Here is a 25621-nt window from a genome sequence, read left to right on the forward strand (position 1 = left end):
GGTGACGGCGTCAGATATGTGTGAGATCGGTGGTTTTGGGGGCAACCGGGGGGTGTGGCGGTGCGGGCACAAGGGGGTGACGGCGGGCCCACGGGCGGTTCCCCGCGACCTACCATGAGGGCCATGCACCTTCCCCAGACGCGCCTTGACGGCACCCCGTTCGCTGACGGCGAACTCGATGAGAAGGCCCTCCTGATCGTCAACGTCGCCTCCCGCTGCGGTCTCGCGCCCCAGTACACCGGGCTCGAGGCGCTCCAGAAGCGGTTCGGCTCAGAGCGGTTCACCGTCCTCGGGGTCCCCTGTAACCAGTTCGCCGGGCAGGAGCCCGGCACCCCGGAGGAGATCCAGTCCTTCTGCTCGGCCACCTACGGCACGACGTTCCCGCTCGCGGCCAAGACCGACGTCAACGGCGTCCGCCAGGACCCGCTCTACCGCGAGCTGACCGCGTTCCCGGACGCCGCCGGGGAGGCCGGTGAGGTGCAGTGGAACTTCGAGAAGTTCCTGCTCGACGGGGCTCACAACATCGTCGCCCGCTTCCGCCCGACCGTCGAGCCAGAGAGCGACGAGGTCATCGCCGCGATCGAGCGGGTGCTCGCATGACCGCCCCCACGCCCGCCGACGCCGCCGGCGAACGGACGATCGCCGCCGCCGAGGTCCAGATCGGTGACCGCCTCCGCTCCCGCGACGGGACCGAGATGACCGTCACCCGGATCGAGCCGTTCATCTTCCCCGGGATGATCGCCTTCGTCGAGGACTCCGACACCCAGTGGTTCAAGCTCCCCGCCCAGCCCGACGCCGAGGTCACCCTGCTCGCGCGCGGCTGACCCCGCGCCCGCGGCTGACCCCGCGCCCGCGGCCGACCCCGCGGCCGCGGCCGACCCGCCCGCGGCCGGGGTGGCGCCCCGTCAGGGGCCGCCGGGCCGGGTGAGCGCGCGGGCGCCGCACTCCGCCCCGATCCGGGCCGCCTCGGCGGGATCCCCGGTGACGGCGAGGCCGTAGGTGAACCCGGCGGCGAAGGCGTCGCCCGCCCCGTAGCTGTCGAGGACCGGGCCGGGTGGCGCCGTCGCCGACCAGGACCCCGAGCTCTGACCCGACCAGCGCCCACCGGCCGCCCCGTCGGTGCACACCGTCAGTGCCGCCCGGTCCCTCAGGTCCGCGGCCCACGCGACCTCCGCCGGGTCGGAGGCACTGAGGATGAGCGCGTCGATCGCGACGTCGACGTCGGCAAGGGTCTCGGCGATGCGCGGGGTGGCACACAGCACGGTGGCCGTCCGGGCGGCGTGCAGGGCCTCCCGGTCCGCGGCGGTGACGTAGACGCCGTCGGCCCGCTCGAGGCGGTCCCAGCTCAGCGGGTCGCCGCCGTGGGGGGCGAGACGCTCCCCGATCGTGATGATCGACCGCTCACCGCCCGCCTCGAGCAGGGTGATCACCTGCCGGGTGGTGACCGGGCGACGGCTGAGGTGGGGGTGGACGCCGTGGCGCTCGAGTTCGTCGATTGCCCGCTCCCCGAGCGCGTCGGCGCCGACGGCGCTGAAGAAGTCGACGTCGGCGCCGAGCCGGGCGAGGGTGACCGCGGCGACGACCGCCCCGCCGCCGGCGTTCGCGCGGACCCGTTGGGCCGGGGTGATCTGTCCGCGGTCAGGCAGGTGGGCGACCCGGAGAAAGTCGACCCACTCGATGTGTCCGACGACCGCGATCGCTGCCATCTCCCCGCCCAGACTGCCAGCTCGTCGCCCACCCCGCGCCGGTGAGGCCCTACGCTCCCGTCGATGCGCCGTCGTGCCCGTGCCGTCGCCCGCCTCGGGCTGCTCGTCCTCCTGCTGACCGGTCTCAGTGGCTGTGCCGGCGCCGGTCCCGCCGACACCGTCACGGTCAACCTCGCCGCCCTCACCGACCGGGCCGTCCCGGCGAGCCCCTCGGCCAGCCGGCGGATCCTCGGACATCCGGGACGGTCCCTCGCCGGTACCGGCTCACGGGCCGGTACCGGCGCCGCGCGCGCTCCCCGACCCGCCGGGGCGCCGGCCGCGAGCGCGGTGACCCCGCTCGCCCCCGCCCAGAGCGCGCGCCTGAACGGGATCAGCGTCTGGGTGCCCTACTGGGACCTCTCGGCCTCCCTCGCCTCCGCGCTCGCCCACGCCGGCGAGATCGCCGTCGCCCACCCGTTCCTGCAGGAGATCACCCAGACCGCGACGGTCGTCGATCAGTCCGGGGGCCAGGCCGCCGCCGTTGACGCGCAGCTCGCCGCCGCGCACCTGCAGGTGATCCCGACGGTGACGGAGACGGCACGGATGGACGCGTTCGCGGCGACGCTCAGCCATCCTCGGCGGGCCACGGCGCTGCTGGACGCCCTCGTCGGGATCGCCGCCGCGCCGCACGTCAACGGGATCGACCTCGACTTCGAGAACCTCGCCGTCGGGAACGGCAACCCGATCGCAGCCGCCCGGGTCGCCACCCTCTACCCCGTCTTCGTCGCGCGCCTGTGTGCCCGGCTGCACCGGATCGGGCGCAGCTGTGAGGTGACGGTGATGGCCAACAACAGCGCGATCCTCAGCGGGGCCGGTGGACTGGACCCGTCCGTCTATGACGACGCCGCCCTCGGCCGGGCCGCCGACCGCGTGCAGGTGATGGCCTACGACGACCACACCCCGGGCGGTCCGTCCGGGCCGATCGCGCCGTGGCCGTGGGTCCAATCGGTGCTCGCCTACACGCTCAGTGAGATCCCCGCCGACAAGGTGATCCTCGGCGTCCCCACCTACGGCTATGACTGGAGCGGCAGCTCCGGGAGCGCGAGCACCGTCACCGCCGCCGGGGCGGAGGCGCTCGCCGCCGCGCAGCGGGTCCCGGTCCGCTGGGACAGTGCGGACGCGGAACCGTTCTTCGCCTACCTGACCGGGCCGCGGCGCCACCGCGTCCGCCACACCGTCTGGTTCGAGGACGGGACCGCCGTCGCCGACCGGGCGGTGCTCGCCGCCGATGACCACCTCGCCGGGATCGCACTGTGGGCGGCCGGGGATGAGGACGCGGCCACCTGGAGCCTGCTCGCCCATCTGCGTCGGCCCTGACCCCCGGCCGGGTCTGAGCTAACGTCCCAGCCCGCCCGGCGCGCGGACCGCGGCCGGGGATGCGTCACGCGGGAGCGCCCGCCCGGGCAGGAGGAGATCGAGGTGCCAGAGAGGATCGTCATCGTCGGCGGCGGGTTGGCCGCCCATCGGGCCGCGCACACCGCGCGCCGTGAGGGGTTTGCCGGCGAGCTCGTGGTCATCTCCGATGAGGCGCGGGCACCCTATGACCGCCCGCCGCTCTCCAAGCAGCTGCTCGCCGGCGCCCTCGCGCCCGAGCAGGTCACCCTGCCCGGGCCGGAGATCGAATGCGACTGGCGTCTCGGGGTGGCGGCGACCGGTCTCGACCTCGCCGCCGGGGTGCTCTACGCCGGGGAAGAGGCGGTGCCCTACGACGGGCTGATCCTCGCGACCGGGCGGCGGGCGCGGCCATGGCCGGCTCCGCTCGGCCTCAGCGGCTTTCACACCCTCCGCCGGCTCGAGGACAGCCTCGCCCTCGCCGAGGTCGCCCGGCCCGGAACGTCGGTCGTGATCGTCGGCGGCGGGTTCATCGGCTGTGAGGTGGCGGCGACCCTGCGCGGCCTCGGGGTTGAGGCGGTGACGATCGTCGAGATCGCCCCGTATCTGATGCCCGTCGCCGGTCCCGAGGTCGGGGAGCGGGCGGTGCGCCTGCACCGCAACCACGGCGTGGACGTTCGTCTCGGTGCCTCCGTCGAGGGCTTCGACGGGGTGAACGGGGCGGTCTGCGCGGTCCGGCTCGCCGACGGGGAGCGACTCGAGGCCGACGTCGTCCTGCTCGCCCTCGGCGCGATCCCGAACACCGAGTGGCTCGCCGGGTCGGGGCTGACCCTCGAGCGCGGCGCCGTCGTCGTTGACGAGCACTGCCTCGCCGTCGGGGCCCAGAACGTCGCCGCCGCCGGGGACATGGCCGCCTTCCCGCACCCCCACGCCGCCGGCCCCGTGTCGATCGAGCACTGGGCGACCGCCCGGGAGATGGGGGCGCTCGCCGCCCACAACCTCATGGTCGCGGCGGGGGAGCGGACCCCGTTCCGGGCCGTCCCGACCTTCTGGTCCGATCAGTACGACCACAAGATCAAGTCGGCCGGGCTGCTGACGGCCGCCGACGCCTTCACCGTCGTCGAGGACGACCCCGACGGGCCCGGGCTCGTGATCGAGGCCCGGCGCGGTGAGGAGCTCGTCGGCGCGATCGGGTTCAACCGGCCGCGGGCGCTGATCGACTATCAGCGCACGCTCGCGGAAGCGCTCGCCTGAGGCCGCGGCGGCCGCCGCCCGCGAGGCATCCGCGCGGGCCCGGGATGCGTATGAGAAGCTGACGGTGAGAGCGGGGCCGGATGCGGTGAGGAGAGAGGATGCGGGACGCGGTGGACGAGCAGACGGTGGACGGGGCCCATGCCCAGCCGGGCTGGGTGCGGCTGCTGGAGGCGCTGATCGCCGACGCGGACGCCCTCGGCGCCCAGATCCTCGCGCGGATCCTCCGCGACCTGCCGGCCTTCAGCGTCGTTGACGCCGAGCGCATGGAACAGGACGTCGCCCTCTCAATCGGGACGACCCTGCGCTCGGCCCAGGCGGGCAGCCGGTCCGCGACGGTCGCCGAGGTCGCCGCGCTCCAGGAGGTCGGGCGCTCGAGCGTCGCCCTCGGGATCGACCTCGAGACGATGCTGCGGGCCTGGCGTCTCGGGGTCGAGGTGACGATCACCGCCGCCCACGCGCGCAGCGCTGAGCTCGGCGCCGGCAGGGACGACCTGTTCGACTTCTTCAGCGCCATCCTCACCTGGTCGGACCTGGCGATGGTCGAGGTGAGCAAGGGGCACCGGGCCGCCGAGCTCGCCCAGGCCCGCGCGGATGAGGGGAGGCGGGGGGCGTTCATCCGGGCCCTCCTCGACGGGTCGCTGTCGGTGGCCGAGGTGCGCGCGCTCGCCGGCGGCCGCGGGAGCGACGGCGCGCACGCCTACCGTGCCATCCACGCGAGCGTCCCCGCGGAGGCGGAGATCCACGCCTGTGCCGAACGGCTCGGGCTCGGCGCCGGGGATGATCCGCACGTGGCGATGCTCGCGATCCTGGACGGGCACCTCGTCGGCTTCGCCACCCGCGTCCCGCGGGTCCCGGCCGGGGAGCTGTGTGCGGTCGGGCCGGCCGGACCGCTCGAGCGGCTCAGTGACTCAGCCCGGCTCGCGCGCCGCGCGTTCACCGCCGCTCGCGGGTTCGGGCTCAGCGGCCTCGTCAGCCTCGACAGCCTCGGCCTGCGGGCCGCCGTCGCCGGTGACCGTGATGTCGGCGACACGCTCACCCGCCGCTACCTCGCTCCCCTCGAGCAGGCGGGTGCCGGCCTGGACCTGCTGCGCACCCTCGATGCGTTCCTCTCCGCCGGCCAGCGCGTCGAGGCGGCCGCCCGGGCGCTCGTCATCCACCCCAACACGCTCCGCTACCGCCTCGCCCGGTTCGAGGAGCTCACCGGGCGGAGCTTTCGTGAGCCGGAGACCGCGTTCGAGCTGTGGTGGGCGCTGGAGCGCCACCGGCTGGCGGAACACACAGGCACAGACCGCCGTCCGGGGGCAGAGGAGAAGGAATCTTGGTGAAAGATCCAAAGTCGGCCACTGAAGATTGGCCGGTTCTCCGTTGCCAAGTGATGCGCGACACGCAACAATGGCGACCCGCCCGGGAGAGGGGCGGCAGGGAAGGATGGTCCGGTGCGTTGCGACCGGCGCCAGGGACTGGCGCGTCGGAACGGTACGGATCCCCTTTGACAGAAACTTCAGACGCCGGGTACGGTGTCTGGGCGGTCTCGGACCGGGGCCGAACGCCAAGGGAGAGTTGAGACAGTGAGCTTCACCACCCGCGCACGGGGGGTCGCGATTCCAGGGATGGCAAAGGTGGAGAGCGGCCTGCTCGAAGCCGGCGGAATGGTCATGCTCGGAATCCAGGCGGCTCGCGAGCTCACCCGCGGGCCCTACAAATGGTTCGGCGAGTTCATCGAGGAGTCGACGCTCATCCTCGTCCGCTGCAGCCTCCCGCTGATCCTCGCCGTGTTCGCCTTCGGCTTCGGGACGATCGGGGTGGAGGCGGGCGGAACCTTCCAGGCCCTCGGCGCCGCCGATCGCGCCGGTGGCGTGTTCGTCACCGCCGCCGTCCGCGAGGTCGCCACGTGGGCGACCGCGATGGTCGTCGCCGGCGTCGGCGGCACGGCGATCTGCGCCGACCTCGGCGCGCGCAAGATCCGCGAGGAGATCGACGCGATGCGGGTTCTCGGAATCAACCCGATCAAGCAGCTCGTGCTGCCGCGGATGATCGCCCTGACGATCATGACCCCGCTGCTCAACCTCGTCGCCATCCTCTTCATCACCCTGTCCGGCATCCTCGTGATGAAGCTGCTCTTCAACGAGCCGTCGGCGTCCTTCGAGGCGACGTTCTCGGCCAACTTCATCCCGATCGAACTGTTCGCGAGCGTGTTCAAGACGGTCATCTTCGGCGCGATCATCGCCGCCGTCTGCTGTTACAAGGGCCTCAACGCCGAAGGTGGGGCCCAAGGGGTCGGACGAGCGGTGAACCAGGCGGTCGTGATCTCCTTCGCGGCCCTGTGGATCTTCAACTACGCCTACACCTCCGTGCTGCTCGCCCAGTTCCCGAACCTCGGGGGGCTCAGATAGATGTCGGCGCTGCGCAGCGGCACGGAGGAGGTCGGGCGGCTCACGAGCCATTCGATCCGATCGATCAAGGAGCTCATCCCGACCCTCCGGTACGCGGCGGAGATCCTCCGTCAGGCCGGCATCCTCCTCACCGGTTCCGCGCTCATCCTCGTCGGGATGGAAGTCGTCATCGGCGGGGAGTGCGGGCTCTTCACCGCGTACCTGAGCAAGTCCTTCGGGGCCAGCGGCGCGGTCGGACTGTTCAGTCTCGTCTGTGACGAGCGGGAGATGTTCCCGTACATGTTCGGGTACATCCTCGCCGCGAAGGTCGGCTGCGGACTCGTTGCGGAGATCGGTTCGATGCGGATCGCCGAGGAGATCGACGCGATGGAGGTGATGGGGATTCCGGCGATCCGGTACATCGTCGGCACCCGCGTCTTCGCCGCGATCATCGTGTTGCCGATCGCCTACCTGATGTGTCTCGCGGCCGGGACCTTCGGCAGCTACTTCGTGATCGTCGTCCAGATCGGCAACGTCTCGAGCGCCGGTTGGGCCTCCGGTGCCTTCGGTCCCGCGCACACGATCGGGCTCGACTTCGAATCGCTGATCAAGGCGATGGCGATCGGGATCACGATCATCCTCGTCGGCACCTACTACGGCTACACCGCCTCCGGGGGGCCGGTCGGCGTCGGCAAGGCGACGGCGCGATCGATGATGGTCAACCTCGTGATGATCCACTTCATCGGCGGGTCGCTGTCACTCCTGTTCTGGGGCACGAACGTGAAGCTTCCGATCGGTGGCTGAGATGCGTGGACGCCGTCTCGCCGCCATCCTCGCGCTCGCCGCCGCGATCGTGGTCGTCGTCGTCCTGTTCGCCACCCAGAGCGGGCCGGCGGCCCCGACCCACACGCTGTATGCGAACTTCGAGAGCGCGACCAACCTCGTCAGCGGGGCCAACGTCACCGCCGGCGGCCAGACGGTCGGCCACGTCGGCACGGTCAAGCTCGCCCACAACCTCGCCTCCGTGCAGCTCGACATCACCGACAACAGTGTCTGGCCGCTCCCGAAGGGCACGAACGCGGAGATCCGCTGGGGCGGCACGATCAGCTACTCCAACCGTTACGTCGAGCTGCTTCCCGGACCTCGCGGAGACCCTGCGCTCGCCAACGGCGCCCAGCTGCCGACCCAGAACACGATCACGCCCGTCGAGTTCGACCAGCTCTTCAACATCTTCACCGCTCCGGCGCGGCGTTCCCTCGGCGCGTTCGTCGACACCGGTGCGAGCACCTACGGCGGGGAGGCGGGCAACCTGCACCGCGGGATCGACGCGAGCCCGCCGGCGATCACCTCGGTGTCCAACGTCCTCCAGCAGCTCGGCGAGGACCCCGCGGCGCTGGAGACGCTCATCTCCGCCGGGGCGACAACCGCCGGCGCCCTCCAGGCCCAGCAGCCGCAGCTCGTGCACCTCGTCGCCGGCGCCGCCAACACGTTCGCCACGATCGCCGCGAATGCGCGAGCGACCCAGGCGACCCTGAGCCGGCTCGCCCCGGCCCTCAACGGCGCCCGGACGGCGCTTGACCGGCTCAACCCGGCGCTCACCACGCTGAACACCGTCGTCAACGTCGTCCGCCCCGGCGCCATCGCCCTCCAGGCTCTCGCCGGACCACTCCACGGCGCCCTCACCAAGCTCACCACCGTCGCCCCGGAGCTCGACCGGACGCTCGCCACCGTGCAGACGGGGGCGCCGCGCATCACCGGGCTGCTCAACGCCTCCCGGCCGGTGCTCGTCAGCTCCAGCTCGGCGCTGGCGACCTTCGAGCCGATGGCCGCCTGCCTGCTCCCCTACGGTCCCGAGATCAGCGGTTTCATCGAGAACTGGGACTCCTTCCTTTCCGGCTATGACTCCGCCGGCCACTATGCCCGCACCCTCGTGCAGAGCTTCCCTGCCACCAGCCCCTCGACGGAAACCCCCGCGCAGCTGGTTGCCGGCAACCCCGGTCTCGGGTACGCGCTGATCCGCCCGCCCGGATTCAACGCCGGTCTCAACCAGGCGTGGTTCCGGCCCCAGTGCGGCGACAACGTGCAGGGCATCACCGCCGCCGACGATCCGGAGGCACCGTGAACGTCCGCATCCTCGCCCCCGTCGCCGGTCTCGTGGTGCTGATCGTGGCCGTGCTCCTGCTGCTCGGCTCCGGTCCCGCCCCCTACCGCGTGTACGCCACCCTCGCGGACGCCGACGGGCTGCTCAGCGGCTCCCGTGTCGAGATCGGCGGCGTGTCTGTGGGGACGGTGCAGTCCCTGGCGATCACCCGCCAGGACCACGCGCGGGTCATCTTCACCGTCGCGAGGGCCGACGCTCCACTCGGGCGGAACGCGAGCCTCGTCGTCCGTCCCGCCGACCTTCTCGGCGAGAAGTACATCGACCTCAGCACCGGCAACCGGACCGACCCCGCGCCGTCGGGATTCTCGATCCCGCTCGCCCGGACCCAGGAGGCGACCGACTACGACCAGTTCGTCAACATGTTCGCCCCGACCGTGCGGGACCGGCTGGCGATCCTCATCCACGAAACCGGGGTCGCCCTGTTCGGCCGCGGCGCCGACGTCGCCGCACTTCTGTCGGCGCTGCCCCCGTCGCTCAGTGACGCCCGCCAGATGATCAACCAGGTCGACTCCTCCAACGCGCAGCTGCGCGGATTCATCGACCACTCCAGCGCGGTGATGGCGACCCTCGCCGCCGACCAGACCGCCCTGGGCCGGTTCGTCGCCACCGGCGCGCAGGCGATGACCGCCAGCACGGCCAACCCGGCCGGAGTCGCCCAGAGCATCGCCGAGACGCCCGGGCTGCTCACCCAGCTCGACACCACCCTCGGTCGGCTCACCGCCGCGGGACAGCAGCTGCGGCCCGCCGCGCGCGGGCTCATCCACACCGCCCCGGCGCTCACCGCCACCCTGCACGCCCTCCCCGCGTTCACCGCCGCTGCCCTCCCATCCCTCGCCGAGACCCGGGCGATCGCCCCCCAGCTCACCGGCCTCGGCCGCCAGGTCGCGCCCGTGATCGCACGGCTGAAGCCGACCACCCAGGAGCTCGCGAGCTTCGCCACCGCCAACGCGTCGAACCTGCAGACGCTCAACGGCAGCATCGGCAACCTGCTCGGCACCGTGCAGAACTGGTCGCGGGCGATCCAGGAGGTGGACAGCGTCGGGCATCAGTTCCGCCTCTCCGTGGACTTCACCCCGACGGAGATCAAGGAGCTTCTGCCGATCATCAGCGGCTTGCCGATCCCGGCCAGGCGCCACCGGACGACCGGCCGAACCCGTGCCCTCGGCCGGGTCGCCAACCCGGTGACCCGGCCGGTGCGCTCGCTGCCGTCCCCCGCCGGCTCGCTGCTGCACTCGGTCTCCGGCGGGCTGGCGAGCACGCTGTCGACGATCGCCTCCGGCCTCTCCAGCGTCACCGGATCTGGGCACACGGCCGCCTCGGCACCGTCGGCGAGCTCGACCACGACCTCATCCCAGGCCCCAGGACTGCTCTCCTACCTGCTGGGAGGCGGACGGTGAGCAGCACCCGTTCCCCCCGGAACACGAGTTCCCGCGCCCGCCGGGACGCCCGCCAGCGGGTGTCCCTGCTCAGCCTCGGAACGCTCGCCGTGCTCGCCGCGCTCGGTCTCCTCTACGTCGCCTTCAAGGCGCCGACCGGGATCCCGCTGAAGCCGTACTACAACGTCACCGCCCAGTTCCGGTCGATCGGCACCCTCTCCACGGGTGCGAACGTCACCGTTCGCGGCCGTCTCGTCGGGCAGGTCGTCGACATCCGCCTCGTCCACCGCGTCCCGACGGTCGACCTGCAGATGAACCCGGGGCTCACGCACCTTCCGGTTGGCACCACCGCCCGGATCCGGCCACGCGGGCTCCTCGGTGAGGAGTACATCGACCTCCTTCCCGCCCGGTCCACCCGGCGGATCCCCAACGGGGGCATGATCCCCGCCCGGGATACCTCAATCGCGATCTCCGTCACCGACCTCAACGCCGCGTTCACGCCCCCGGCCCGCCTGCACTTCCAGGAGATGCTCGACGGGCTCGGTGCGGCCGTCTTCGGCCGCGGCCCGCAGCTCAACCAGACCCTCGGGATCGCCCCGGGGGTCCTGAAGAACCTGATCAGCGGGCTCACGCCGCTCGTGCAGGCCGACGTCATCCCGTCCTTCTTCTCCGGGGCTAGCCAGCTCAACGGGGATCTCGTCCCCGTGCGCGGCGATTTTCAGCCCGGTCTGGTCAACGGGGCGCGCAGCCTCGAGCCGTTCGCCGCCGAGACCCCCAGCCTCGCCCGGCTCCTGCGGATCGCGCCCGGTGACATCCGCACCCTCGACGGGGCTCTCGCCGGCACCGATGTGGCGCTCGCGCACCTCACGACCTTCTCCGCCCGGACCGCCCGGTTTGCCAGCGTCGCCCCGCCGGCACTCAGGAGCCTCACCCGCCTGTTGACCAAGGGCCGCGTCCCGATCCAGTCGGTGCGGACCGTGCTCATCCACCTGCAACCGTCGATCGCGCCGACTGAGGTGATGGCGGCGACCCTCAATCCGGAGTTGCCCCACCTCTCCCGCCTGTTCCAGGTCACCATCCCGGTGCTCAACACGCTCGCGCCGTATGGCTGCAACTTCGCCGGGTTCACCCACGACTGGCGCAGCTTCCTCGGTCAGGGCGCCCCTCAGTCCGGCCCGCTCGGGCCGTACACGACCCTGCGGCTCGTGCTCGCCGGTCCGGCGCTGAACGCGAGCGCCCTGTCAGCGACGCCGATCGTCACCGACCCGAACCCGAGCCCGTGCCTGGGCACCGGAGGACCATGAGCAAGCACGTCCACAAGCGGCGGCGCTCCGACGGCAAGCGGATGTTCTCCACCGGGATCGCGATGATCGCGGTCGGGGCCTTCGGGTTCTACTACGCGATCACCCACCGGCTTCCGTTCACCAGCCCCGGCGGCCGCACCGTGACCGCCTACTTCAGCGAGCCCAACCAGATCCAGGCGGGAGTCACCCCCGTCCGGGTCGACGGCTACAACGTCGGCACGGTCAGCTCGGTCACCGCCGTTGACGGCGGCCGCTACGGTCGCGCGAAGCTGCTGATCACCAACGGAAGTCTCGTCCTGCACCGTGACGCGAGCGCGGCCCTGCAGTACCGCACCCTCCTGGGCGGCAACTTCGTCGTCAACCTCGACCCCGGCTCACCGTCGGCGCCGACACTCGCCGACAACACGATCCCACTCGCCCACACGACCGTCCAGGTCGGATTTGACGACATCCTCGGCGTGTTCCGACACAGCGAGCGGCTGGCGACGAAGGTCGATCTGCGCCAGCTCGCGGCGAGCATGAGCGGTCCCCAGCAGCGGTCGCTGATCACCGTCCTCGCCCCGAGCCTCGCGCCGGTGCCGGCCGCCTTCAACGCCCTGCGTGGGGAGCAGACCAACGACCTCAGCACTCTCGTCGCGAGCGCCGCCACGACCGTCTCCACCCTCGCTGCGGACCGCCAGTCGCTCAGCGCACTGATCAGCGGCGGCGATGCGACGGTGAGCGCGATCTCCGATCACGCGACCGCCCTGGCGAGCGCCCTCCAGCTCGCCCCCGGCGCCCTCGACGCGACCGTTGCGGCGAGCCGGTCGATTGAGGCGACCGTCCCGCCGCTGCAACGCCTCCTCACCGCGCTCATCCCCGGCTCGCGTGAGCTCGCTCCCTCCAGCGACATCGCCCGGCCCGCCGTCATCTCCCTGCGCCGCGTCCTGAATCGCCTGCAGCCGCTCCTGAGCAGTCTGCGGCCCGCGATCCGCACGCTCGCGCAGGCCTCAGGCCCGGGAATCGGCCTCGTTCACGGACTCGCACCGACCTTCACGCGTCTCAACCAGCAGCTGCTGCCGTGGCTCAACAGCCAGGACAGCACGATCAAGCGGCCGATCTACCAGCTGATCGGACCGTTCTTCTCCGGTCTCAACTCGGTCGCCTCCGAGTACGACGGCCACACCCACCTCATCCACTTCCCCTCTCCACCTGGCCTCAACAGTTTCGACTTCCTCCCCTGCACCGTGTTCGCCCCGAACCCGAACCCGACCCAGCAGAGCAACTGCAACGCGCTCAACACCATGCTCGGGGATCTGCTCGGGGCCGCGCCGTCGAGCCTGACGGGGGCGCGGCGATGAGAATCCTCAACTCCCGTCTGCGGGTGGAGATGCGCCGGGCCCGGCGTGAGGTCGTGCTGCTCGCGATCGGGATCGTCGCCGGCTTGGTCGCGATCGCAATCATCATCTCGAAGGAGAACGTCCACCTGCCCTGGCAGGGCCAGTACACCGCCCAGATCGCCGTCTCCAACGCCGACGGCGTCGTGCCCGGCCTCGATGAGGTGCGCTGGGCCGGGATCGTCGTCGGCCGGATCACCGCCGAGCGGTTCAACCACGGTGAGCCGGTGCTCACCGTTGAACTGGCCACCTCCAAGCTCAACGGCGCCCGCCTGTACCGGGACGCGCAGGTGCAGCTGCGACCGGCCACCCCCCTCGACGACATGTACCTCGACGTCGTCTTCCGCGGCCACCCGAGTGCCGGCCTGCTCGGCCCCAACCAGGTTCTCCAAGCCTCCCAGACCCAGACCCCGGTCAACATCGCTGACGTGCTCGACACCTTCTCCGAGCCGATCCGCCTCCGTCTGCAGGAACTTCTCGACGAGCTGGCGACCGGCCTGAGCCCGGCCGGCGGCAGCGAGCTGCGCACCGCCTACGGAACGATCGCCCAGCTGCTCGTCGCCCAGAAACAGCTCAGCGACGTCATTGACACGCGCCAGCAGCTCGTCAAGTCGCTCGTGCACAACAGCGGGGTCCTCTTCAGCGCCCTCAACGCCCGCAACACCGAGCTGGGAACGCTCGTTCACAACGGCGGCACGACCCTCGCGGCGATCGGCAGCCAGAGCGGCGCGCTCGGCCAGACGATCGCCGAGCTTCCCGGCACCCTCACCGACCTGCACAACGCCTTCGGGCAACTGCAGACAACGCTCGGGATCGTCCGCCCCGCCCTGACCGACCTGCTGCCGACCGCCCGAGCCCTGCCCAGCGGCCTGCGGGCACTGCGGCGGTTCTCCGCGGCGACCGCCCCGGCGCTCGCTGCTCTGGACCCGGCCGTCACCGCGCTGGTGCCGCTGGCACGGAACCTGCCGGGCACCGCCACCGCGCTGAAGACGGCCTTCAGCCGGCTCCTGCCCCAGGCCCCGGAGCTCAACCACGTGACGAGCGCGATCGTGCCGTGTGAGCTGCCCGTCGACAAGTTCTTCGCCTGGAGCCTGTCGCTGGCCAAGTTCGACAACGCCTCCAACCTCACCGCCTCCCCGCGCGGCAACCTCACCTTCGGCATCTTCAACGCCGGCACGAAGGACCCGCTGCTCACCCCCGTCATCGGTTGCGCTGACGGTCAACCCGCTCCCACGAGTCCCCAGACATGAAACGCCGCCGCCGGATCCAGGGGTTTGTCCTGATCGCCTTCGCCGTCGTCTGCGCCGGCATCTTCGTGCTGTTGCTGCACATCGCCGGCGGGACGAACTTCGGCGCCAAGTACCGCTTCGACGCGGTCGTCCCCGACGCCGTCCAGCTCGTTCCCGAGGCGAACGTCCGGGAGGCCGGGGTCGACGTCGGCACCGTCACGCGCATCTTCAACCGGGGCCAGGACGCCGTGGTCGGGATCGCCCTGAACAAGAAGTACGGGCCGATCTACCGTGACGCGACCGTGGCGGTGGCGACCAAGACGCTGGTGGGGGAGAACTACATCGCCCTCAACCCGGGTGACCGGGTCAGCGGGGCGCTGCCCAACGGCGGGACGCTCCCGGTCAGCCAGGCCGGCCCCGCCGTTCAGCTCGACCAGATCCTGTCGGTGTTCTCCCCGGCCCGTCAGGCGGCGATGCGCCGCGCGCTTGCCGGTTTCGGGGGCGGGCTGGCCCACTCCGGGCCGCAGCTCAACCAAACCCTCGATGCGCTGTCGGGGCTGGTCAGCAACGCCGCCCCGGTCGCCCAGGCGATCTCCGACCAGTCCCAGCAGCTCACCGGGCTGATCGGCAATCTCGGCAGCGTCCTCACGGCACTGTCCCAACGGGCCGCGGAGATCCACCAGTTCGTCACCGCCGGGACGGCGGCGGCGATCACCGTCGCTGCCCGCAACCGCGCCCTCAAGGCCGACCTCGTGTCACTGCCGGCCGTGCTCGCGACCGCGACCCGGGTCACCAGCCATCTCGCGAGCGTCGGCACGAACGCCAACCCGGTCCTCGACCACCTCGGTGGCGCCCTGGCGGACCTGACCCCGGCGCTGCACGCCCTCCCCGCCGCCGGGGCGGCGACCCTCACCGCGCTTGACCGGCTCAAGACGGTGACCCCGATCGCCGACCGGCTCGCGCAGGCCCTACGGCTGACCGCCCCGTCACTCACGCACTTCGTCCCGCCGCTCGCCGGGGTCGTCAACCAGCTCCGTCCGTTGATCTCCTACCTCGCCCCCTACGCCAAGGACCTCGACAGCCTGCTCTATGACATGAACTCGGTCGGGACCGGAGCCGACGGCAACAGTGCCCTCGCCCGACTCACCCTTGACGTCAGCTCGTCCACGGTGATGAATCTTTCCAACCAGGACAAGGCCCTGCTGCAGGCCCTCGTCGGCAGCGGCGCGGCACAGGTCGTCAACCTCAAGGGTGTCAACGCCTACCCGGCCCCCGGGACCGCCGACAACCCCCAGCCGCTGACGACCGCCTACCCGCGGCTGAAGCCCGACACGGGCGGATGAGAGGAACCCCGCGATGGGCACCCTGACCGGATCCGCGACCGCGGAGATCAACGCCCCGCTCGACACGGTGTGGGCGGTGATCGCCGACGTCGAGCGTGCCCCCGACTGGCAGGGCGGCATGGACGGCCTGACCGCGCTCGAGCGCGACGGTGAGGGCCGGGCGGTGCTCACGGAGGCGATCGCCGACATCAAGGTCCGCAAGGTCAAGTCAACGGTCCGCTTCAGCTACGCCGACGGCCCGACCCGGCTGTCCTGGCGTCAGGAGAAAGGCGAGCTCAAATCGGTGGAGGGCGCCTGGGTGCTCGAGGACCTCGGCGGCCGGACACGCGCGACCTATCAGATCGAGGTCGACTTCGGCCGGATGCTCGGCGCACTCGTGCGCGGTCCGGTCGAGGCGGCGGTCCGCTCGATCCTCGTCGCCGCCCGCGCGGACGAGCTCAAGGCGCGGGTGCAGCAGGGCGCCTGACCGGGGCTGTGGCTCCGGACCGGGGCGCTGAGCTGCCGCTCCCGGCCGTGGTGCCGGGCGGTGCCGGCGGGCCGTGGGGGCGGGCCGCGGCTTCGGACGATCCCGGTCGGTCAGTCCGCGGCGTGGAAGCGGACGATCGCCCCGGAGGCGTCCTCGATCACCCGACCGTCGGCGAGCAGCAGCCCGAGGTGGCCGAGCACCTCAGAGAGGGTGAGGAACGCCTGGGTGATCGCCACCCGCCCCCACCGGAGCACCGCGAGTTCGTGCGCGGACCGTGGCCCGTCCGCGAGCAGGGTGAGGAAATGCTCGGCTCGGCGCTCCTGGGCACTGAGGCGGCCGGTGATGAGCGGCCGGTGATCGCGCACCGGCGGCCCGTGGCCGCCCAGGCCGAGGTCGATCTCCAGGAGGCGGGTGCGCATCAGCGAGTCCCGGTAGGCGAGCAGCGGCTCGGGTCGTCGTGGCGGTGGGCCAGGGGTCGTTGAGTCGGAGGTCGCCGCCGCGGACCTTGCGGGGTCCGAGGGCAGGGGGAGGGGAGAGTCCACCAGCGCATTGGAGGACACCTTCGCGAGGAGGTGGTCGCCGAGCAGGGCGACCCGGTTGGCCCGGTCATAGAGAACCGTGTCCGACGGCGAGTGGCCGGGACGGTACTGGACCTCCAGGCGGCGGCCGGTGAAGACGATCTCCTCACCGTCGTTCACGGTCCGGTCGACCCGTGCGGCGCCGCCGTAGCCGCGGATGATCGTCGCGACCGCTCGCAGCGCCTCGGCGACGGGCGCCTCCACCCCGTGGGCGAGCATCAGCGCGAGCGCGTCATCATCGCTGCGACCCGCCTGTCCCGCCCAGTTCTCGAGCACCGGCGCGAGCCGGTCGAGGGTGACGAGCTCCGCCCCTGACCGGGCGGCGAGGATGCCCGCCAACCCCGAATGGTCGAGGTGCTGGTGGGTGATGAAGATCTGCTCAAGGTCGCTGAGGCGGTGGCCGCGGTCCTCGAGCTGGCGCTCGAGCTGGGTCAGCGCGCTGGCCGTGTTCGGCCCGCAGTCGACGAGGGTGAGCGGATCGTCCTCGATCAGGTACGTGTTGACCTGCCCGACCGCAAACGGCGTGTCGAGCGGGATCACGTGGATGCCCAGCTCGGCTGCGTCCGCATACTCCGTACCGCTGGCCTGGGAACTGGACACCGTTGCAGTGTTACGCACCGGGGTGCAGTGAGAGGCGTCACGGTCCGCCTGGCATGGCCGCACTGGGATCGAGTGCCTCCCCAATGACATCAGGACCGAGCGCTCACACCCGTTGGGGCGCCCCGCGCCTCGCGGGCTCCCACCGCTACCTTTCAGACCTTGAGCGGAACGGTCTTCCACTGGCGCGGTCGCGGGTTGTCGCTCAGCGGCGAGCGTTGGGAGGCGGCGAGCCCGCGCGGGCTGGTCGTGCTCATGCACGGCGGCGGTCAGACCCGCCACTCCTGGAGCGTGACGGCCCGCCGGCTCGCCGACCGTGGCTGGGAGACCCTTGCGCTCGATCTTCGCGGCCACGGCGACAGTGACTGGGATCCGGCCGGCGACTACTCGCTCGGCGCGTTCTCTGACGACCTGGTCGCGTTGCTGAAAGCCGAGGATCAGCCGGCCGTCCTGGTCGGCGCGTCCCTGGGCGGAATGGTCGCGCTCACCACCGCGGCCGCGGAACCCGAACGGGTGCGCGGCGTCGTGCTCGTGGACGTCGTCGTCAAGGTGGAAATGGCCGGCGTGCGGCGGATCCGGGATTTCATGACCTCCGCCCCGGACGGGTTCGCCTCCCTGGAGGAGGCCGCTGACGCGGTCGCCCGCTACAACCCGAACCGTGAGCGTCCCCCCAGCCCTGCGGGGTTGGCCAAAAACCTGCGCCGGCGTGAGAACGGGCGCTGGTACTGGCACTGGGACCCGACGTTCATGCAAGCCAACGATGACGAGCCTCAGCGGAAGGTCGACCTCGGCGCCCTGCGGGCGGCGGCGGCTGCGGTCACCGCACCGGCGCTGATCGTGCGCGGTGCCCGCTCTGACGTCGTCTCTGAGCGGGGAATGCGGGACATGCTCGAGCTGATGCCCGGCGCCGCGACGGTTGACGTGCCGGCCGCCGGGCACATGGTCGCCGGCGACGACAATGACGTGTTCACCGTCGCTCTCGAGGGGTTCCTCAGCCAGCTCGCCCCGTTGCGCACGGGCACCTTCCCAGCGGCCCGGACGGCGCGATGACGCACATGGCGGGCCTCATCCGGTGACGGCGCTGCCCCCGGGATCTCCCGCCCAAGACGGCATCCCCGGCCTTGAGCTGCTGGTGGAGGTGCTCTCCGGCGCGAGCTCGGACCTGGACAACGCCGGCTTCTACTCCCACCTCGCCGCGGCCCTCTGCCGGGTCGCGGACGTGCGCCGCGCGATCATCTTCCGCTACGACGAGGCGACCCACCAGGTCGGTGCGGTCGGCGCGCACGGGATCGCCCTCGACCTTTTCACCCACGCCCACATCAGCCTCGCCCAGGCGCCCGAGGCCGCCCGCGCGCTCGCCGAGGATCGCGTCGTCGAGATCCGCCCCCCCGCGGTGCATGACATCGCCCCGGAGTTTGCGAGCCTCGTCGGAGACCACGCTCTCATCTACATCCCGATGGCCGCCGCGGGACGCTGGCCCGGGGTGATCATCGCCGAGCCCTCCAGCGGCGCCGCCCCGCTGGACGCCGGTCGTCGCGATCTGCTCTGGACGCTCGGCAAGACGCTGGCGCTCGCCTCCGCGGCCCGGATCGCCACCTTCAACGGGGAACGGGCCCGGGAGCTGCAGGAGCGCATCGACCTTGCCCGCGAAATCCACGACGGGGTCGCCCAGCGCGTCTTCGGAGTGTTGATGGCCCTGTCCAAGGGGCCGGTCCGGGAGGAGATCCGGGTGCGCTGTGAGAGCGAGCTGACCACCGCGCTGGAGGATCTCCGGGTCGCGCTGCAGCGGCCGCTGGGGCGGGTGCCGCGGCTGACCGGGACGACGTTGGCCGCCGAGCTGGCACGCCTCCCGTTTGAGGTGCCGGACCTGACCCTGACGGTGGAGGGCACGCTGCCGCCGGTGCCGCCGCGGTTGGAGGCGCTGATGCAGTCCGTGCTGACCGAGGCGGTCCGCAACGTCCGCAAGCACGCCGCCGCAAGCGCGCTGCTCGTGCGCCTGACGCGGGCCGACGGTGCGCTCGTCCTCGAGGTGGAGAACGACGGCGTCGGTGAGCGGCGGGCGCCGGGCCCCCCGGGCATGGGGCTGCGCCTGGCTGCGCTCGAGGCCCTCCAGCTCGGTGGGGTGGTGGAGTTCGGTGAACGTGTTCCCGGTACCTGGCGGGTGCGTCTCGCCGTCCCCGAGCGTGAACCATGAATACCGGCGCTCACCTCGCGCACCCGATCCGGGTGATGATCGTTGACGACCATGACGTCGTCCACTGGGGGTTCCGTCTGATGCTCAGTGACCTTCCGTGGATCGAGCGCTCCTTCTCAGCCCGCAGCCGGGCGGAGGCGATCGAACTCGGACGTCGCTTCCTGCCTGACGTCGCGCTGATCGACCTGTTCGTCGCGGAGGAGTCCGGGCCGGAGATCTGTGAGCAGCTGCTCGGGACGGTTCCGGAGATCAAGGTGCTCCTGATCTCCGGGGCGGGCCGGATCTCCTCCACCGCGGTCCGGGCGTGTGGGGCGGTGGGGTTCGTGCCGAAGTCCTGGCCGGCCGCCGATATCGCCCGTGCGCTGCGCATGGTCGCACTCGGCATGTCGATGATCGAGGCAGACGCCGAGGCGCCGGACACGGCCGTGCCGCTGCTCACCGAACGTGAGCTCGACGTCCTCAAGCTGATCGCGACCGGCGCGACGAACCGGGAGATCGCCGCCACGCTCAACCTGTCCCCGCACACGATCAAGGAGCACGCGAGCACGCTCTATCGCAAGCTCGACGCGCGCAACCGCGCGGAGGCGGTCCAGCGCGCCCAGCGCCTCGGCGTCCTCGCCTGATCGGCCGCTGCGCCGACCGTTCCCTCCCGCCGGTCGCACCCGCGCGTCTCCCCGCCCCCCGACGGGGGGTATGCACCCCCCCGAATGCCGGGGTCGGCGAGCGCGCGGCGCCCGCGCCCGTCAAGGTGAACGCCATGGCAGACGACACCCCCCACGGCGCGTTTCCTGTGCGCGAGGTCGTGATCACCGGTGTCGGCGCGGTGACGCCGCTCGGGCTCGGGGCACGGACCCTGCACGAGCGCTGGAGCGCCGGGCAGTCCGGCATCACCGCCGGTGAAGGGGCCTGCGGCGACTTCAATCCGACCGACTTCATGTCACGCAAGGACGCGCGCCGTGCGGACCGGTTCACCCAGCTCGCCCTCGCCGCCGGAGCGGAGGCGCTGGCCGAAGCCGGCTGGAGTGACGAACGTCCCTACCACCCCGACCGGGTCGGCAGCGTGATCGGCAGTGGGATCGGTGGGATCGGCACGATCGAGCAGAACCACACCCAGCTCCAGGGGGAGCGGCCGGTCTCCCCGCTGGCAGTGCCGTTGATGATGGGGAACGCCGGTGCGGCCGCCCTGTCGCTCCGGTATGACCTCCAGGGTCCGGTGTTCGGCGTGATGTCCGCCTGTGCGGCCGGTGGGCACGCGATCGGGACCGCCGCCCGCCTGATCCAGCACGGGGATGCTGACGCGGTCGTGACCGGCGGCGCCGAAGCGGCGCTGACCCCGCTCACCCGCGCCGCGTTCAGTGCGATGAACGCCCTGTCTGTGATGGGGGTCTCACGGCCCTTTGACGCGCGCCGGGACGGGTTCGTCCTGTCGGAGGGCAGCGCCGTGCTGGTGCTCGAGGACGGCGATCTGGCCCGTGCCCGCGGCGCCCGGATCCTCGGCGTGGTGCGCGGATACGGGATGACCGGAGACGCCCATCACCTCACCGCACCCGACACCGAGGGCCGGGGTGGCGCCAAGGCGATCGCCGGCGCGATGCGTGACGCCGGCATCGGTCCGGCCGACGTCACCTACGTCAACGCGCACGGAACCTCTACACCGCTCAACGACCGGTCAGAGACCGCCGCGCTGAAGCACGCGCTCGGTGATTTCGCCCCCCGGATCCCCGTCTCGTCGACCAAGTCGGCGATCGGCCACACCCTTGGCGCCTCCGGGGCGATCGAGGCGGTCGCGATGCTGCTCGCGCTCCGGGACGGGATCGCCCCGCCGACGCTCGGCTGGGAGGAGGCCGAGGACGGACTCGACCTCGACTACGTTCCCAACCACGCCAAACCGCTCTGCCGCGACCGCCCTCGCATCGGCCTGTCGAACTCGTTCGGCTTCGGGGGCCACAACGTCACCCTGTGCCTGGAGGGAACGCCGGCGTGAGCTCCCTCAAGCTCGCACCCCGGCCGGCGGAGACGCTCGGGCCGATCGAACGGCTGGAGACGCTGTGCGATCCCGGGTCGCTGCACTTCGTCCGCGGTGATGTCGTCTCGCGCCGGATGGGCGGCCGCGCGGTCGCCGGCGACGGTGTCATCGGAGCGACCGGCCGGGTCGACGGACGGCCCGTCGCCTGCTTCGCCCAGGACCGCTCGTTCCTCGGCGGGTCGCTGGGGGAGGCGCATGCGGACACGATCTGCCGGGTGCTGCGGTTGGCCGGCCACGCCCAGATTCCGGTGGTCGGGTTCGTCGAGTCCGCGGGCGCGCGGCTGCAGGAGGGGGTCGCCGCCCTGTGTGGCTACGGGCGGATCTTCCACGCCCACACCCAGCTGTCCGGCGTCGTTCCGCAGATCAGCGTGATCTGCGGCGCCTCAGCCGGTGGTGGCTCCTACGCCCCGGCGTTGACAGACTTCGTGGTGATGACCCGGCGCGCATCGATGTTCCTGACCGGACCGGGGATCGTGCGGGAGGTGACGGGGGAGGACGTCGACGCCGCCACGCTCGGCGGACCCAAGGTGCATGAGCGCAACGGTGTCTGCCAGATCGTCTGTGAGGACGACGTGGACGCCGCCCTCACGGTCCGCGACCTGCTCGATCACCTTCCCCAACACGCGGAGGCGAGCATCAGCCGCTGGCCGGCGGCCGAACCGCGACCCGGCCGTCCGGATGCGGCCGTTCCCGACGAGCCGCGGAAGGTCTACGACATCCGTGATGTCATCCCGACGCTCGTTGACGGTGGCCGCCTGCTCGAGCTCAACGGCCGGTGGGGGCGCAACATGGTCACCGCGATGGCCCGGATCGACGGCCACGCGGTCGGGGTGGTCGCCAACAACCCCCGCTACCTCGGCGGGGTCATGGACGCGGACTCGGCCACCAAGGCCGCGCGGTTCGTCCGCACCTGTGACCTGTTCGGGGTGCCGCTGCTCGTCCTCGTCGACACCCCCGGCTTTCTCCCGGGAACCCGGCAGGAGGGTGGCGGGGTGATCCGGCATGGAGCGAAGCTCGTCCACGCGTTCGCGGCCGCGACGGTGCCCCGGATCACCGTCGTGCTGCGCAAGGCGTTCGGCGGGGCCTTCATCGCGATGAACAGCCGGGACCTCGGTGCCGACCTGGTGCTCGCCTGGCCGACGGCGGAGATCGGCGTCATGGGACCCCAACAGGCCGTCGATCTCGTGCACCGCCGTGAGATCGCGGCCGCGGCCGATCCGACCGTCGCCCGGGACCGGTTCGCCCGGGCCTATGCCGCCGAACATCTGAGCGCCGCGTCCGCCGCGGCTGAGGGCGTGATCGACGAGATCATCACACCGTCACAGACCCGGGCCCGGGTGATCGCGGCCCTGGAGACTCTGTCAACCCCGAGGCGGCCCTTGCGCCCGAACCGGAACATCCCCCTGTGAGCACGATGTCAGAGCCGACGCTGAGCGACCGACCGATCCTCCTCACGGGCGCGACCGGGTTCGTCGGCATGGAACTGCTCGTGCGCCTGCTCGAGCGCACCGACCGAACCGTCATCACGCTCGTCCGCGCCGCTGATGACGCGACCGCGCACGCCCGGATCGAGCGGGTCCTCGAGACCTTGTTCCCGCCCGACCTCATCCCCCACGGGCGCGTCCGCGCCGTCGCCGCCGATCTCGAGGCGCCGGGAATGGGGCTGAGCACCTCCGTCCGCGACCGCCTCGCCGATGAGATCGACACCGTCGTCCACTCCGCCGCGTCGATCCAGTTCACGCTGCCGATCGAGCAGGCCCGCGCGATCAACGTCGGCGGCACCCGGCAGGTGCTCGAGCTTGCCGCGCGGGCGGCCCACCTCGACCGTGTCGTCCACGTCTCAACCGCCTATGTCGCCGGCGACCGCCCCGGGGTCTGTCACGAGCATGAGGTCGACATCGGTCAGCGGCCACGCAACACATATGAGCAGACCAAACTGGAGGCGGAGCGTCTCGTCAGCGCCAGCGGTCTGCCCGCGGCGATCCTCCGTCCCAGCATCGTCGTCGGGGATTCCCACACCGGGTGGACCCCGGCCTTCAACGTCATCTACTGGCCGATCCAGGCCTTCGCCCGCGGTCTGCTGCCGTGCGTCCCCGCCGACCCGGATGGTCGCGCGGACATCGTCCCGGTTGACGCCGTCGCCAACGCGCTGCACGAGTTGACCGTCGGGACCCGCCGGACGGGGACCTATCACGTCGTCGCCGGGGATCAGGCGATCACCGCCTCCGCCCTCGCCGCGCTCGCCGCCGACGCCTTCGGTCAGGACCGACCGTCCTTTGTCGAGCCGGGCACCGCCCCGGAGGTGGAGGATTTCGCCGGCCCCTACCTGCCCTACTTCCGGGTCCGGGGGACCTTTGACGCGACCCGCGGGCACTCACTCGGGTTCAAACCCCCGGCCCTGGAGACGTACTTCGGCGCGCTGATGCGCTATGCGTCCGCGGCACGCTGGGGCAAGCGGCCCCGGGCGCGCTGGGAGTCACTCGCCGTGTAGCTGAGCCTCCCCGCCGACTACCATCCCGGCCGTCATGGCTGAACCGAGTGAGTCGACGGTGGCGATGGTCGGCGCCGGCCAGCTCGCCCGGATGGCCTGGCAGGCGGCGATCTCCCTTGACCTCGGGCTCGTCTGTCTCGGCGAGCCCGGGGACGCGGCGATCCGGGCCGGCGCCCAGCTGCTCACCGGGTCCGCGAAGGATCCGGCTGCGCTGGGCGAGCTCGCCGGGCGCGGGGACGTTCTCACCTTCGAGCATGAGCTCGTCGACCTCGACACCGTCCGCGCGCTCGAGGCGGCGGGGGTGGCGGTCCGCCCGAGCGCCGCGGTGCTCGAGCTCGCCGCTGACAAGCTTCACCAGCGCCGGACCCTGTCAGAGCGCCCCGGCCTCTCCGTCCCCGCGTTCGCTCCCGCTCCAAACCCGGAGGCGGTCGTCGACTTCGTCGACCAGTTCGGCGCGCCGGTCGTGCTCAAGGCCGTCCGCGGCGGCTATGACGGCCGCGGGGTGTGGATGTGTCCGGACCCGGAGGCGGTGGCCGCCGCATTCGCCGACGCGGCCGCCGGCGGCCTCACCCTGTACGTGGAGGAGGCCGTCGACCTGGCCGGGGAGGCGGCGATCATCGTCGCCCGTTCCCCCTCCGGACAGGTCGCCGTCTTCCCGCTCGTCGACACCCGCCAGGTCGACGGGATGTGCCGGGAGGTCGTCCTCCCCTCCCGGGTCGACCCCGCGACCGCCGAGCAGGCCCACACGCTGGCGACCCGGCTTGCCGAGGCGGTCGGGCTTGAGGGGCTGATGGCGATCGAGCTGTTCCTCACCGCCGACGGTGGCCTGCTGATCAACGAGCTCGCCCTCCGCACCCACAACACCGGCCACATCCACACGGAGGCGGCCGTCACCTCCCAGTTCGAGCAGCACCTCCGCGCCGTCCTGGACCTGCCCCTCGGCGACCCGTCCCCGCGCGCCCCCGCCGCCGCGATGGTCAACATCGTCGGGCCGCCCGACGGCTCCGACCCCGCCGACCGGCGCGCACACGCGCTCGCGGTCCCGGGCGCCCACGTCCACCTCTACGGCAAGACCGCGCGGCCGGGCCGCAAGCTCGGGCACGTCACCGTCTGTGACGACACCCCGGAGGACGCGCTCGCCCGCGCCCGGGAGGCGGCCGCTAGGCTGGAGGGGCATGCCTGAGCCGCGGGTGGGAGTCGTGATGGGATCCGACAGTGACCTGGCGGTGATGGCGGCCGCCGCCGAGGTGCTCGCCGAGCTGGAGATCCCCGCCGAGCTGCGGGTGCTCTCCGCCCACCGCACCCCCGTGGACATGCTCGCCTACGGTCAGGGCGCCGAGGCGCGCGGGCTCGGCGTGATCATCGCCGGGGCCGGCGGCGCCGCGCACCTGCCCGGGATGCTCGCCGCGGTCACCCCGCTGCCGGTGATCGGCGTGCCCGTCGCCCTCAAGGTGCTCGACGGACTCGACAGCCTCCTGTCGATCGTGCAGATGCCCCGCGGCGTCCCGGTCGCGACCGTCGCGATCGACAACGCCCGCAACGCCGGCCTGCTCGCCGCCCGGATCCTCGGGGTCGCCGACCCTGAACTGCGCGAGCGCCTCCGCGCCTTCGCCGACACGCAGGCCGACGCCGCCCGGGCGGCGGACGCACGCGTGCAGGCCGGCGCCTGAGCGCCGATCCGGGGGGGTCGATCTGACCTCGCCGAAGACCGACGAGAAGCCTGCCGGGGCACATGAGGCCGGTCAGGGCGCCGTGCCCACCGGCCCGGCCCAACGGT

General features: G+C 72.0%; 24 protein-coding genes. 22 read left to right on the forward strand and 2 right to left on the reverse strand.

Going from position 1 to position 25621, the window contains the following annotated elements; genetic code table 11:
- The first annotated feature begins 114 nt into the window (after positions 1 to 114).
- Both M3M55_RS04340 and M3M55_RS04345 read left to right on the forward strand, forming a co-directional pair.
- Positions 115 to 600, forward strand: coding sequence for a glutathione peroxidase (locus tag M3M55_RS04340; protein ID WP_371878726.1), 486 nt, complete (start codon positions 115 to 117; stop codon positions 598 to 600).
- Positions 597 to 824 carry a hypothetical protein gene (locus tag M3M55_RS04345; RefSeq protein WP_249011600.1) on the forward strand — a complete coding sequence of 76 codons (228 nt, stop codon included), beginning with the start codon at positions 597 to 599 and terminating at the stop codon, positions 822 to 824. Before M3M55_RS04340 ends, M3M55_RS04345 begins: the two co-directional genes overlap by 4 nt.
- 81 nt (positions 825 to 905) lie before the next feature.
- On the opposite strand, the gene M3M55_RS04350 is transcribed toward M3M55_RS04345, so the two are convergent.
- Entirely contained in the window at positions 906 to 1706 is an 801-nt protein-coding gene (locus M3M55_RS04350; protein ID WP_249011601.1) for a PfkB family carbohydrate kinase, read from the reverse strand.
- Between the two features lie 63 nt (positions 1707 to 1769).
- On the opposite strand from M3M55_RS04350, the gene M3M55_RS04355 reads away from it, so the two are divergent.
- The 12 genes from M3M55_RS04355 to M3M55_RS04410 all read left to right on the forward strand — a co-directional run bounded on the left by M3M55_RS04355 (position 1770) and on the right by M3M55_RS04410 (position 15958).
- Positions 1770 to 3062, forward strand: coding sequence for a glycosyl hydrolase family 18 protein (locus tag M3M55_RS04355; protein ID WP_249011602.1), 1293 nt, complete (start codon positions 1770 to 1772; stop codon positions 3060 to 3062).
- Positions 3063 to 3164: 102 nt separating this feature from the next.
- Positions 3165 to 4331, forward strand: a complete 1167-nt coding sequence (locus M3M55_RS04360; RefSeq protein WP_249011603.1) for an NAD(P)/FAD-dependent oxidoreductase — start codon at positions 3165 to 3167, stop codon at positions 4329 to 4331.
- Between the two features lie 98 nt (positions 4332 to 4429).
- Positions 4430 to 5656, forward strand: a complete 1227-nt coding sequence (locus tag M3M55_RS04365) for a CdaR family transcriptional regulator (RefSeq protein WP_249011604.1) — start codon at positions 4430 to 4432, stop codon at positions 5654 to 5656.
- Positions 5657 to 5899: 243 nt separating this feature from the next.
- Positions 5900 to 6724 carry an ABC transporter permease gene (locus M3M55_RS04370; protein WP_249011605.1) on the forward strand — a complete coding sequence of 275 codons (825 nt, stop codon included), beginning with the start codon at positions 5900 to 5902 and terminating at the stop codon, positions 6722 to 6724.
- On the forward strand, positions 6725 to 7507 hold the full coding sequence (locus tag M3M55_RS04375) for an ABC transporter permease (RefSeq protein WP_249011606.1): 783 nt from the start codon (positions 6725 to 6727) through the stop codon (positions 7505 to 7507).
- A gap of 1 nt (position 7508) precedes the next feature.
- Positions 7509 to 8825 carry an MlaD family protein gene (locus M3M55_RS04380; RefSeq protein ID WP_249011607.1) on the forward strand — a complete coding sequence of 439 codons (1317 nt, stop codon included), beginning with the start codon at positions 7509 to 7511 and terminating at the stop codon, positions 8823 to 8825.
- The gene (locus tag M3M55_RS04385; protein WP_249011608.1) at positions 8822 to 10261 is read left to right on the forward strand and encodes an MlaD family protein; all 1440 of its coding nucleotides are present in this window, start codon (positions 8822 to 8824) and stop codon (positions 10259 to 10261) included. The genes M3M55_RS04380 and M3M55_RS04385 overlap by 4 nt, the downstream gene beginning before the upstream one ends.
- Positions 10258 to 11544 carry an MlaD family protein gene (locus tag M3M55_RS04390; protein ID WP_249011609.1) on the forward strand — a complete coding sequence of 429 codons (1287 nt, stop codon included), beginning with the start codon at positions 10258 to 10260 and terminating at the stop codon, positions 11542 to 11544. The genes M3M55_RS04385 and M3M55_RS04390 overlap by 4 nt, the downstream gene beginning before the upstream one ends.
- Positions 11541 to 12884, forward strand: a complete 1344-nt coding sequence (locus tag M3M55_RS04395) for an MlaD family protein (protein ID WP_249011610.1) — start codon at positions 11541 to 11543, stop codon at positions 12882 to 12884. Before M3M55_RS04390 ends, M3M55_RS04395 begins: the two co-directional genes overlap by 4 nt.
- The gene (locus M3M55_RS04400; protein WP_249011611.1) at positions 12881 to 14170 is read left to right on the forward strand and encodes an MlaD family protein; all 1290 of its coding nucleotides are present in this window, start codon (positions 12881 to 12883) and stop codon (positions 14168 to 14170) included. The genes M3M55_RS04395 and M3M55_RS04400 overlap by 4 nt, the downstream gene beginning before the upstream one ends.
- Positions 14167 to 15492 (forward strand): MlaD family protein, encoded by a 1326-nt coding sequence (locus M3M55_RS04405; protein ID WP_249011612.1) that lies wholly within the window; start codon positions 14167 to 14169, stop codon positions 15490 to 15492. Before M3M55_RS04400 ends, M3M55_RS04405 begins: the two co-directional genes overlap by 4 nt.
- A gap of 13 nt (positions 15493 to 15505) precedes the next feature.
- A complete protein-coding gene (locus tag M3M55_RS04410) occupies positions 15506 to 15958 on the forward strand; it encodes a type II toxin-antitoxin system RatA family toxin (RefSeq protein WP_249011613.1) in 453 nt (150 codons plus the stop codon).
- 110 nt (positions 15959 to 16068) lie between these two features.
- On the opposite strand, the gene M3M55_RS04415 is transcribed toward M3M55_RS04410, so the two are convergent.
- Positions 16069 to 17136: an MBL fold metallo-hydrolase gene (locus tag M3M55_RS04415; RefSeq protein ID WP_249011614.1), complete on the reverse strand. Its 1068-nt coding sequence runs from the start codon at positions 17134 to 17136 to the stop codon at positions 16069 to 16071.
- Positions 17137 to 17295: 159 nt separating this feature from the next.
- Here M3M55_RS04415 and M3M55_RS04420 point away from each other — a divergent pair, with 159 nt between their 5' ends.
- The 8 genes from M3M55_RS04420 to purE all read left to right on the forward strand — a co-directional run bounded on the left by M3M55_RS04420 (position 17296) and on the right by purE (position 25514).
- On the forward strand, positions 17296 to 18183 hold the full coding sequence (locus tag M3M55_RS04420; RefSeq protein ID WP_249011615.1) for an alpha/beta fold hydrolase: 888 nt from the start codon (positions 17296 to 17298) through the stop codon (positions 18181 to 18183).
- 22 nt (positions 18184 to 18205) lie between these two features.
- Complete coding sequence (locus tag M3M55_RS04425) at positions 18206 to 19327, forward strand: sensor histidine kinase (RefSeq protein ID WP_249011616.1); 1122 nt, start codon at positions 18206 to 18208, stop codon at positions 19325 to 19327.
- On the forward strand, positions 19324 to 19950 hold the full coding sequence (locus tag M3M55_RS04430; protein ID WP_249011617.1) for a LuxR C-terminal-related transcriptional regulator: 627 nt from the start codon (positions 19324 to 19326) through the stop codon (positions 19948 to 19950). Before M3M55_RS04425 ends, M3M55_RS04430 begins: the two co-directional genes overlap by 4 nt.
- A gap of 134 nt (positions 19951 to 20084) precedes the next feature.
- Entirely contained in the window at positions 20085 to 21311 is a 1227-nt protein-coding gene (locus M3M55_RS04435; RefSeq protein ID WP_249011618.1) for a beta-ketoacyl-ACP synthase II, read from the forward strand.
- Positions 21308 to 22762, forward strand: a complete 1455-nt coding sequence (locus tag M3M55_RS04440; RefSeq protein ID WP_249011619.1) for an acyl-CoA carboxylase subunit beta — start codon at positions 21308 to 21310, stop codon at positions 22760 to 22762. Before M3M55_RS04435 ends, M3M55_RS04440 begins: the two co-directional genes overlap by 4 nt.
- 5 nt (positions 22763 to 22767) lie before the next feature.
- Positions 22768 to 23844 (forward strand): SDR family oxidoreductase, encoded by a 1077-nt coding sequence (locus tag M3M55_RS04445; RefSeq protein ID WP_249012445.1) that lies wholly within the window; start codon positions 22768 to 22770, stop codon positions 23842 to 23844.
- Positions 23845 to 23878: 34 nt separating this feature from the next.
- Positions 23879 to 25027, forward strand: a complete 1149-nt coding sequence (locus tag M3M55_RS04450; RefSeq protein WP_249011620.1) for a 5-(carboxyamino)imidazole ribonucleotide synthase — start codon at positions 23879 to 23881, stop codon at positions 25025 to 25027.
- The gene (gene purE / locus M3M55_RS04455; protein WP_249011621.1) at positions 25020 to 25514 is read left to right on the forward strand and encodes a 5-(carboxyamino)imidazole ribonucleotide mutase; all 495 of its coding nucleotides are present in this window, start codon (positions 25020 to 25022) and stop codon (positions 25512 to 25514) included. Before M3M55_RS04450 ends, purE begins: the two co-directional genes overlap by 8 nt.
- The last annotated feature ends 107 nt before the right edge of the window (positions 25515 to 25621 follow it).

It is taken from the genome of Conexibacter sp. DBS9H8, from assembly GCF_023330685.1.
GTDB lineage: Bacteria > Actinomycetota > Thermoleophilia > Solirubrobacterales > Solirubrobacteraceae > Palsa-465.